This window comes from Pseudomonas sp. DrBHI1 (assembly GCF_002205115.1).
Lineage (GTDB): Bacteria > Pseudomonadota > Gammaproteobacteria > Pseudomonadales > Pseudomonadaceae > Aquipseudomonas > Aquipseudomonas mosselii.
In genome coordinates, this window is record NZ_NIBE01000020.1 from 39533 (window position 1) to 49926 (window position 10394).

The 10394-nt window shown below is 64.8% G+C and carries 9 protein-coding genes; 7 read left to right on the plus strand and 2 right to left on the minus strand.

The window, feature by feature from the left end; translation table 11 throughout:
* A partial coding sequence (locus CC207_RS03550) for an autoinducer binding domain-containing protein (protein WP_088851599.1) occupies positions 1-654 on the minus strand: 654 nt, incomplete at its 3' end.
* A 215-nt stretch (positions 655-869) separates the two neighbouring features.
* Here CC207_RS03550 and CC207_RS03555 point away from each other — a divergent pair.
* Positions 870-1646: a ferredoxin--NADP reductase gene (locus tag CC207_RS03555; protein WP_069017054.1), complete on the plus strand. Its 777-nt coding sequence runs from the start codon at positions 870-872 to the stop codon at positions 1644-1646.
* 68 nt (positions 1647-1714) lie between these two features.
* Here CC207_RS03555 and mscL read toward each other — a convergent pair whose 3' ends face one another.
* Complete coding sequence (gene mscL / locus CC207_RS03560) at positions 1715-2128, minus strand: large-conductance mechanosensitive channel protein MscL (protein ID WP_011535791.1); 414 nt, start codon at positions 2126-2128, stop codon at positions 1715-1717.
* 177 nt (positions 2129-2305) lie between these two features.
* Here mscL and radA point away from each other — a divergent pair, with 177 nt between their 5' ends.
* From radA to CC207_RS03590, 6 genes are all read left to right on the plus strand, one after another.
* On the plus strand, positions 2306-3673 hold the full coding sequence (gene radA, locus CC207_RS03565) for a DNA repair protein RadA (RefSeq protein WP_028691337.1): 1368 nt from the start codon (positions 2306-2308) through the stop codon (positions 3671-3673).
* Between the two features lie 72 nt (positions 3674-3745).
* A complete protein-coding gene (locus CC207_RS03570) occupies positions 3746-4249 on the plus strand; it encodes an RNA polymerase sigma factor (RefSeq protein ID WP_088851600.1) in 504 nt (167 codons plus the stop codon).
* A gap of 68 nt (positions 4250-4317) precedes the next feature.
* Positions 4318-5307, plus strand: coding sequence for a FecR domain-containing protein (locus tag CC207_RS03575; protein ID WP_028691339.1), 990 nt, complete (start codon positions 4318-4320; stop codon positions 5305-5307).
* Positions 5308-5512: 205 nt separating this feature from the next.
* Positions 5513-8182, plus strand: coding sequence for a TonB-dependent receptor (locus CC207_RS03580; RefSeq protein ID WP_232853746.1), 2670 nt, complete (start codon positions 5513-5515; stop codon positions 8180-8182).
* A gap of 82 nt (positions 8183-8264) precedes the next feature.
* Positions 8265-8882, plus strand: coding sequence for a heme acquisition protein HasA (locus tag CC207_RS03585; protein ID WP_088851602.1), 618 nt, complete (start codon positions 8265-8267; stop codon positions 8880-8882).
* A 169-nt stretch (positions 8883-9051) separates the two neighbouring features.
* On the plus strand, positions 9052-10394 hold a 1343-nt coding region (locus CC207_RS03590; protein ID WP_088851603.1), incomplete at its 3' end, for a type I secretion system permease/ATPase.

Below are 10394 nucleotides of genomic sequence, written 5' to 3' on the forward strand. Positions count from 1 at the left end.
GGCGTTGGTCTTGGTGATCACGCTGCGGATATGGAAATTCACGGTACTGGTCGACAGCGAGAGGATCATCGCCACGTCGGCGGCGGTCTTGCCCGCTGCGGACCACTTGAGCACTTCGAGTTCGCGTTCGCTCAGTTGCGGCACCGGGCTGAACTTCTGCAGATGATGTGTGCTGAGCACGGCGTGCAAGGTGTTGCACAGCCACATTACCTGGGCACTCTTCGCGAAGAGTTCCTCGCGGGTGACTACCCCCAGGGGCCTGGAGACACTCAACTGACTCTCGTTGTGCTGCTGGTCATGTACCGACTGACTCCAGCCATGGGTCATGCCAAGCGCGGTGGCGGCTTCGCGCAGTTGTGGCACCTCACAGTAGAGATCGTCGTTCCAGACCAGTGGCAGTGTTGTATGGTGGCATTTTGATACTGTTGGGTCTATCTTGATTAAGTCTTCAGCTTGGTAACGCTCATTCCAGGCACCGGGATAGTTGTTGTAGAGGATCACCTGTGGGCCACGGGCTGCCACATGCAGGTGCAGTGCCAAACCAACGAACTCCATGTTGAGCGCCTGGGCCAGTTTCACCGCTTGACCGAACAGCTCCTTCGGTTCTTGTTCATCCAGCAGTTGCTGGAGCTGCTCGCTTTTCCAATGTGGCATCGATGAAGCTCCCGTCGCTTGGCGCTGGATCCAATATCGGCATTTCACGGAACGAAGTGTAGGAAATCTCCTAAGTCTGCGCTGGTTTTTTTTGCTATAGCTGTTACGCTTTTTTAGCTGATTGCGATCACTCATAAGCGATACCTTACAAACCGACGGTGTTTATCTGGGGCACTTTGCGCGAAACTGTGCGCATCTGATCCATGGAGCCCGTCATGACCGCCAGCGCCGACAAATTCACCCGCCAGACTCTGCTCGACGTCCAGCCCCTGACGCCCAACCTGTTTTCCCTGCGTGTCACTCGCGATGCCGGATTCCGTTTCCGCGCCGGCCAGTTCGCCCGCCTCGGGGTGAGCAAGGCCGATGGCAGCGTGGCCTGGCGTGCCTATTCCATGGTCAGTGCGCCCCATGACGAGTTCCTCGACTTCTTCTCCATCGTGGTGCCGGGCGGTGAATTCACCAGCGAACTGAGCCGCCTGGGTGAAGGCGATACCTTGCTGATCGACCGTCAGGCCTTCGGCTACCTGACCCTCGACCGTTTCGTTGGGGGGCGCGACCTGTGGTTGCTGGCCACCGGCACCGGCATTGCGCCGTTCATGTCGATCCTGCAGGACTTCGAGGCCTGGGAGCGCTTCGACAACATCAAGCTGGTGTACTCGGTGCGCGAGGCGAAGGAGCTGGCGTATGTGGACGAGATCGCCGCGCTGGAGCAGCGCGACTACCTGGCGGAGTTTGCGGGCAAGCTGCAGTTCATCCCGGTGGTGACCCGAGAGCAACACCCGGGCGCGTTGAATGCGCGGATCACCACGCTGATCGAGAACGGTGAGCTGGAAAAGGCGGCGGGGCTGGCGCTGTCGCCGGAGCATTCGCGGGTCATGCTGTGTGGCAACCCGGAAATGATCGACGAGACACGCAAGGTGCTCAAGGCGCGCGACCTGCAACTGAGCCTGAGCAAGCGACCGGGGCAGGTGGCGGTGGAGAACTACTGGTAAGGATCAACGGCGCCTTAAGGATCGTCGTCACTGGGGCCGCCGCGAAGCGGCCCCAGTCGTTTTGTGCTTCAGGGCTGTCGGTTCTGCGCCTTGAGCAGGTCGCGAATCTCGGTCAGCAGGGTTTCCTCGGCGCTTGGCACCGGCGGTGCGGTCGGGGCCACGGCTTCTTCGCGCTTGAGGCGGTTGATCACCTTCACGCCCATGAAGATGGCGAAGGCGACGATGATGAAGTCGAGAATGGTCTGGATGAATTTGCCATAAGCCAGCACCACTGCGGGCACATCGCCTTCGGCGGCCTTGAGCGTGATGGCCAGGTCGCTGAAGTCCACCCCGCCGATCAGCAGGCCGATGGGGGGCATGATCACGTCGCCGACAAAGGAAGAGACGATCTTGCCGAACGCCGCGCCGATGATGATACCTACCGCCATGTCGACGACATTTCCCTTGACCGCGAAGGCCTTGAATTCACTGAGCATGCCCATGCTGTATTCCTTTGTTACGAATGGAGAGGTAACCGCAGTGTAAGCCACTAAAACGCTTCATGCGTGACGTTCGCAGCTACAGACTGTGTTTAGAGCGAATAGTTTTGTCGCCTGCCGCTGCCTCCGGGACACGTCCGTGTTCGGCTATCATGGCGGTTTTTCCCAGGAGACCCGCCCATGGCCAAGGCCAAGCGCTTGTATGGCTGCACAGAGTGCGGCGCGACCTTCCCCAAATGGGCCGGCCAGTGCGGTGACTGCGGTGCCTGGAACACCCTGGTCGAGACCATGATCGAAAGCGGCGGCGCCGCGGCGCCGAGCGGGCGGGCCGGCTGGACCGGGCAGCAGGCACAGATCAAGACCCTGGCCGAAGTCAGTGTCGAGGAGATTCCGCGCTTCACCACCAGCAGCACCGAACTCGACCGCGTGCTCGGCGGTGGCCTGGTGGACGGCTCGGTGGTGTTGATCGGCGGTGATCCGGGGATCGGCAAGTCCACCATCCTCCTGCAGACCCTGTGCAACATCGCCACGCAGATGCCGGCGCTGTATGTCACCGGCGAGGAGTCGCAGCAGCAAGTGGCCATGCGCTCCCGGCGCCTGGGCCTGCCCCAGGACCAGCTCAAGGTCATGACCGAAACCTGCATCGAGACCATCATCGCCACCGCGCGCCAGGAAAAGCCGCGGGTGATGGTCATCGACTCGATCCAGACCATCTTCACCGAGCAGTTGCAGTCGGCCCCGGGCGGCGTCGCCCAGGTGCGCGAGAGTACGGCGTTGCTGGTGCGTTACGCCAAGCAGAGCGGCACGGCGATCTTCCTGGTCGGCCACGTCACCAAGGAAGGCTCGCTGGCCGGGCCCCGGGTGCTTGAGCACATGGTTGATACCGTGCTGTATTTCGAGGGGGAGTCCGATGGTCGCCTGCGCCTGCTGCGGGCAGTGAAGAACCGCTTCGGCGCGGTTAACGAACTGGGCGTGTTCGGCATGACCGACCGCGGCCTCAAGGAAGTCTCCAACCCCTCGGCGATCTTCCTCAACCGCACCCAGGAAGAAGTACCCGGCAGCGTGGTCATGGCCACCTGGGAGGGGACCCGGCCGATGCTGGTGGAGGTCCAGGCGCTGGTCGACGACAGTCACCTGGCCAACCCGCGCCGGGTGACCCTGGGCCTGGACCAGAACCGCCTGGCCATGCTGCTGGCGGTGCTGCACCGGCACGGCGGCATCCCCACCCATGACCAGGATGTATTCCTCAACGTCGTCGGTGGTGTGAAAGTGCTGGAAACCGCCTCCGACCTGGCGTTGCTGGCCGCGGTGATGTCGAGCTTGCGCAACCGTCCGCTGGCCCATGGCTTGCTGGTATTCGGCGAGATTGGCCTGTCGGGCGAGGTGCGACCGGTGCCCAGTGGCCAGGAGCGCCTGAAGGAGGCGGCCAAGCATGGCTTCAAGCGCGCCATCGTGCCCAAGGGCAACGCGCCAAAGGAGGCACCCGCCGGTTTGCAGGTGATTGCCGTGACCCGTCTGGAACAGGCGCTGGATGCACTCTTCGAGTGATGCCGTTTCTTGCAAGTGATTCTCAATAACCAGTAGCATACCGCCACCTTGCGACCACCCCATGGAGAGCGTGTGGCGGAGTTCGACCTCAAGCGGCTGTTCACAAAGCACGCGAAAAATCTTCAGGGCCTGCTCTCGCGCAAGGTGCGCGACCCGCAGTTGGCGGCCGACCTGGTGCAGGACAGCTTCCTGCGCCTGGCCGAGCAGCAGCGTCACGAGCCCATCGAAAACGCCCAGGCCTACCTGTACCGCACGGCGCACAACCTGATGATCGATCACGTGCGCCAGCAGCAGCGACGCAAGACTGACATGGTGCCCCACGAGGCCTTCGAGGCGATCGTCGAGGACACCCCTGGACTTGAGGAGCAGGCCGTGCGCGAACAGCACCTGCGCCGCCTGCAGGCGATCCTCGGTGAGCTGCCCGAGCGCACCCGGGAAATCTTTCGCCTGAACCGCCTGGAGGGCATGACCCACGCCGAGGTCGCCCGGCACCTGGGGATCTCCGACAGCTCGGTGCAAAAGCATCTGGCCAAGGCCCTGGCCTATGTGATGCAGTGCCTGCAGGAAACCGAATGACCAACGGTTTACTGACAAATGCCGCTTCAGACGTCAGCCCAGACATAACCAGATCGCGAGAGAACCGTGTGAGCAGCCAGAACGAGCAAGCCATCCGCGAGCAGGCCGCCGAGTGGGTGGTGCTGCAGCAGGCCGGTCCCCTGAGCCCGGCGCAGCAGCACGCCTTGGACCAGTGGTGCGCCAGCGATCCCCGGCACGCCCGTGCCTATGGGTTTGCCCAGGCCACCTGGGCTGACCTTGGGCAATTGGCACGCTTGCCCGCCGTCTCGAGCGCTCGCCCCACGACTCCCCTCCAGGGCAGCCCGATGCGGCGACGGCGACCTCGGTTGCGCCGGGCTGTTGCCAGCGCGGCGGCGTTGTTGCTGGCAGTACTGGCCGTGCAACAGGGGCCGCAGGCATGGCTGGGCTGGCGCGCGGACTACCTCACGGGGATCGGCGAAGTGCGCCGGGTGACCCTGCCCGATGGCAGTCAGGTGGAACTGGACAGCCGCAGCGCCCTCCAACTTGCCTTCGATGAGCGGGAACGGCGCGTGCGTCTGCTGGCCGGTGAAGCCATCTTCACTGCCGCACCGGTCACGGCCCAGGACGCACGCCCGTTCGTGGTCGAATACGCCGGGGCTACCAGCCGCGCCCTCGGCACTCGCTTCGTGGTTGGCGCTGCGGGCGAAGGGGGCTGGGTCGGCATGCTGGAGCACAGTGTTGCGGTCGAGCTGCAGGCGCCGCCGTTGCAAGGGCAGGCCGGCCAGGTGCTGGAGCAGGGCGACAGTCTGCGCTATGACCAGCGCAAGGGGGTGCGGCCCTGGCCGGGTCACGACCTGCGGCGGGCCACGGACTGGCAGCGCGGGGTGCTGGTGTTCGAACGCCAGCCGCTCGCCGAGGTGGTCGCCCGGCTCAATCGCTACCGCGCAGGTCAGCTAGTGGTCGCCAGTGACGCATTGGCTCGGCGTGAGGTCAGCGGCGTCTTCCGCCTCGACCAGCTAGGCACCGCCCCGGTGGTGCTCGGTGAAGAGCTCAAGGCCCGGCTGATCGAGCTTCCAGGCGTGGCCGTGCTCTACTGAACCCGGCTTCGGCAAAAAAACTTTCAATTTTATTTACTGACTTCTTCTGCATCGCGCGTCTGACTGTTGAGATTGATTTTCATTACTAGAAAACATCAACAACGGACGAGCAATCGCAGTGAGCACGCCACGACTACAACCCCTGCGCCCTCTGGGCCGCCTCGCCCTGGTCGGCAGCCTGGTCCTGGGCAGCTGTGCATTGCCGATGGGGATCGGCCAGGCACACGCCGCCGATTCGCCAAGCACCGCCAGCCGCAACCTGGTTCGTTTCGATATTCCGGCCCAGTCGCTCGACAGCGCCGTACTGGCCTATGCCGAGCAGTCCGGTGTGCAGGTGTTCTTCGACAGCCGCAAGCTGGCCGGTCTGCGCAGCGAAGGGCTGCACGGCAGCTACCCGGCCGAAGAGGGCCTGCGCCAGCTGCTGCGCGGCACGCCGGTGCGTTACCACTTCAGCGCCGCCGGCCAGGTCGGCCTGGAGCGTCTCGTTCAGGACGGCGAGGCCCTTGAGCTGGGCGCGACCCATATCGATTCGCAGCGTGATGGCGATTGGGTGTACCAGGCCCCGCGATCGGTGAGTGTCATTACCCGCGAGCAGATTGAGCAGCGCGCCCCTCGTCATGCCGCCGACCTGCTCGAACAGACCGCGGGCGTGTACACCGCCGTCAACCAGCGTGACCCCGGACTGTCGGTGAACATCCGCGGCGTGCAGGACTATGGTCGGGTCAACATGAACATCGACGGCATGCGCCAGAACTTCAACGTCAACGGCCACCAGCAGCGCAACGGCGTGATGTTCATCGACCCGGAGTTCATCCAGGGTGTCGAGATCGACAAGGGCACCTCGGCCGGCATGGGCGGTGCCGGGGTGATCGGCGGCATCGCCAGCTTCAACACCGTCGATGCCCGCGACCTGCTCGGTCCGGGCAAGGAAATGGGAGGGCGCCTGCGCGCCGGCCACGGTATCGGCGAGCTGGGCAACGGCACCTACTTCAATGGCAGTGCGCTGTTCGCCGTCGGCAATGAAGCCGGCGATATCCTGCTTGGCCACAGCGAGCGGCATTTCGGCAACTACCGCAGCGGTACGCAGAACGCCGACAACCTGGGCACGCAGATCCGCGGCAAGCTGGAGAACCGCGAGGCTTGGAAGAGCTGGCTGCACGGCGAAGTGGGGGCGATGGACAGCGTGACCCGTTCGCAGCTGTTCAAGCTCGGCCTCAACCTCGCCGACGATCAGCGCCTGCAATTCAGCTACATCGAGACCGACACCGACAGCAAGGACGCCTGGACCTACAACGACAGCAATGCCAACCGCTATTACTACCGGGTCACCGGCACCAACGACATCAATGCGAAGAATGCCGCACTGGACTACAGCTTCACCCCGGACAACGACCTGATCGACTTCAAGGTCAAGCTGTACTACGTGACCACCCGCCAGGACCGCTGGAACGCCGACAACCTGTCCAGCGCCGCCACCGGCAACCGCGTCGAGGCCTACACCGACCGCTTCCAGACCGACACCTGGGGCCTGCAGCTGCAGAACACCTCGCGCTGGCACCTGGGACAGGCTGACACCCTGAGTTTCAACTACGGCACCGAGCTGTTCCAGGACAGCTTCCGCCCCAGCACCGAGCGCATCGCCGCGGTAAACGAGGTGGAGTCGCTACCCTACGTGCAGGGTGCCAATCCCAAGGGCAAGCGGGTGATGGCCAGCCTGTTCGGCAAGCTCACCTATGAGCATGACGACTGGCTCACCCTGGATGCCGGGCTGCGCTACGACCGTTATCGTCTGAGCGGCAAGACCGGGGTCACCACCTGGATGTACCCCGAAGGCGTCACCGAGGTCGGCCTTACCCGCCAGCAGACCCACATGATCTTTGACGAGGACACCGAGGAGGGGCGCTTTTCGCCGACCTTCGGCATCGCGCTCAAGCCCGGACCGGACTGGCTGCAGGTCTACACCCGCTGGGGCCGTGGCTGGCGGCCGCCAGCGGTGACCGAAGTGTTCATGAGCGGCCGCCCGCATGCCGGCGGCAGTGCCGAGATGGTCTACCCCAACCCGTTCCTCAAGGCCGAGGAGTCGCACAACTGGGAGCTGGGGCTGAACGTCTTCAAGGAGTCGCTGCTGCGCGACGGGGATCGCTTCGGCGCCAAGGTCGCCTACTTCGACACACGCATCGACAACTTCTCGTTCCTCGACACCAACGTCTCGCTGCCCGGCAGCAGCGTGGCGGGTATCGCCCTGGGCCGTTCGGCCTACCAGAACAACCTGGAAACCACGCGCTTTCGTGGGGTGGAGTACAGCCTGGACTACGACGCCGGCGCCTACTACGGCCAGCTCAGCTACACCCACATGATCGGCAGCAACGAGTTCTGTTCCAACCAGTTCTACATGGGGGGCGCACAGCGCCTGGTCAGCGCTGGCACCGTCATGCGCCCGGTGCGGGTGGGCAGCCGCATCATCATGTTGCCGGTGCGGGTCTCACGCGCCGAGGGCGCCAGCGACACCAACAACATCGTCAGCTGCGGCGACATCATGGGCAACGCCTCGTACATGCCCGCCGACCGTGGCGCCCTGACCCTGGGCATGCGCCTGCTCGAGCGCACCCTGGATGTGGGCATGCGGGTGCGCTACAGCGAAGGCAACGGCGAGAACCTCAAAAGCCATACCTACAACCAGATCGACCAGGCCCAGTGGCCGCAGTACACGGTCTACGACCTCTACGCCAGCTACTGGATGACCCCCAGCCTGAACCTGGCCCTGTCGTTGGAGAACGCCACCGACGAGGCCTACTTCGTGGCCATGGGCGACGGCAACAACCTGTCGCTGGCCCGCGGCCGTACCTTGAGCGGCATGCTCGAGTACCGCTTCTGAACCAACCGGGTTTGCCCATTCCGGGCGACGCGAAGGCACGGAACGCGCCTTCGTCATCACTGTGCAACAACGAGGAACCGTCATGACCCTTTCCGTTAACTACGACGCCGCCTTCGCCAGCTCGACCGTCGACGACTACCTGGCCTTCTGGAGTGCCGGCTTCGTCACCGCCGGCCATGGCTACAGCAACACCGGTGGCTTCAGCAACGGCACCTTCGATGGCGACCAGTACGCCACCCACGGTCGCAACAACTCGGACTACGCCTTCATCGCCGACAGCGACAGCGCCAACGGTCTGCACTATGTGTTCGACCCGTCCAAGGCCCCGGGCGACAACCTCAACCACTACCTGTGGGGCTCGCTGGACAACGTCTCCCTGGGCGAAGTGCTCGGTGGCGGCAGCGGCAGCGACTTCAGCCTGGCCAACTACGTGGTCAGCTTCAACGGCCTGGACCTGGATGCCGCGCAGGGCGCCGGGCGTGCCGGCAACGAAGTACAGGGTGTGATCTACGGCCTGATGCAGGGCAACACCTCGGCCCTGGAAGGCGTGCTGGACACCCTGCTGGCCGGTTATGGCGTCTCCACCAACAACACGTTCGCCGAGATTGGTGCGGCCCTGGCCGCCGGCCCGGCTCACGCCGCTGCCGCCGAAGCGGTCGGCGTGCAGGCGCTGCCCGAGGACCTGGCCCTGGCGGCCTGAGCACAGGCATGAAAAAGCGAATGGAAGGTTACCCCGCCATTCGCTGATCTGATGCACTTACCCCGCAGCCCGTGTCTTTGCCGGGCCCAGGCTGCGGCGGTGCGAATTCTGTGGCGACGACAGGGCGAATGCAATCGCCGGTCGGCGCCTTCTACGAGGTTTCCAACCAATGCGAACCGCTCCCACCGCGGCCAACGAAGTGCTGCGGGCGCTCAGGGCCTGCCGTGCCGGGCTTGGCAACGTTGCGCTGTTCACCGCGGTGATCAACGTGCTGATGCTGGCCCCGGCGCTGTACATGCTGCAGGTCTACGACCGGGTCCTGTCGTCGCGCAACGAGATGACCTTGCTGATGCTCAGCCTCATGGTGCTTGGGGTGTTCGCCTTCATGGGTCTGCTGGAGTGGCTGCGCAGCCAGGTGGTGATCCGCCTGGGCACGCGCATGGACATGAACCTCAACCCACGCGTGTTCGAGGCCGCCTACGAGGCCAGCCTGGCCGGGCACCGGGGCGCGGCGGGGCAGATGCTTGCCGACCTGACCGCGCTGCGCCAGTTCGCCACCGGCCAGGCCCTGTTCGCGTTTTTCGACGCGCCGTGGTTCCCGGTGTACCTGCTGGTGATGTTCCTGTTCAGCCCATGGCTCGGCCTGATGGCGCTGCTGGGGGCGGTGCTGCTGACGCTGCTGGCCTGGGTCAACGAACGTTTGACCCAGGCGCCGTTCGCCGAGGCCGGCCAGCTGTCGCAGCAGGCCGGCCTGGAGGCCAGCGCCAACCTGCGCAATGCCGAGGTGATCGAGGCCATGGGCATGCTGGCGGCGGTGCGCCAGCGCTGGGCGCGACTGCACCACGGCTTCCTGGCCCGGCAGAACCTGGGCAGCGAGCGAACCGCGGCAGTCACCGCGCTGACCAAGACCGTGCGCCTGGCTCTGCAGTCGCTGGTACTCGGCCTGGGCGCCTGGCTGGCCATCGAGCAATTGATCACGCCAGGAATGATGATCGCCGGTTCCATTCTCATGGCCCGGGTGCTGGCACCGATCGACCAGTTGATCGGCGCCTGGCGCCAATGGAGTGGTGCGCGCCTGGCCTACCACCGCCTGAATGCGCTGCTGCAGGCCCAGCCGCCGCGCCCGGCGGGCATGCCGTTGCCGACGCCGCTCGGCAAGCTTGCGGTCGAGCAGGTGGGCGCGACGCTACCGGGCAGCAGCCGTCTGTGCCTGAACAACCTGGGCTTCGAACTGCCTGCGGGTGAGTCACTGGGGATCATCGGCCCGTCCGGCTCGGGCAAGTCGACCCTGGCGCGGCTGCTGGTCGGCGCCGTTGTTCCGGCGAGCGGCAAGGTCCGCCTGGATGGCGCGGACCTGAGGGTCTGGGACCGTGGCGCGCTGGGGCAGCATATCGGCTACCTGCCCCAGGATGTGCAGCTGTTCGCCGGCAGCATCGCCGATAACATCGCCCGGCTCGGCGCGGTGGATGCCCAGCAAGTGGTGGCCGCGGCGCAGCTGGCGGGTGTGCACGA

Coding starts and splice junctions, on each gene's coding strand:
- CC207_RS03555 (WP_069017054.1), top strand. CDS start 870: ATGACCGCCAGCGCCGACAAATTCACCCGCCAGACTCTGCTCGACGTC.
- mscL (WP_011535791.1), bottom strand. CDS start 2,128: ATGGGCATGCTCAGTGAATTCAAGGCCTTCGCGGTCAAGGGAAATGTC.
- radA (WP_028691337.1), top strand. CDS start 2,306: ATGGCCAAGGCCAAGCGCTTGTATGGCTGCACAGAGTGCGGCGCGACC.
- CC207_RS03580 (WP_232853746.1), top strand. CDS start 5,513: ATGGGGATCGGCCAGGCACACGCCGCCGATTCGCCAAGCACCGCCAGC.
- CC207_RS03585 (WP_088851602.1), top strand. CDS start 8,265: ATGACCCTTTCCGTTAACTACGACGCCGCCTTCGCCAGCTCGACCGTC.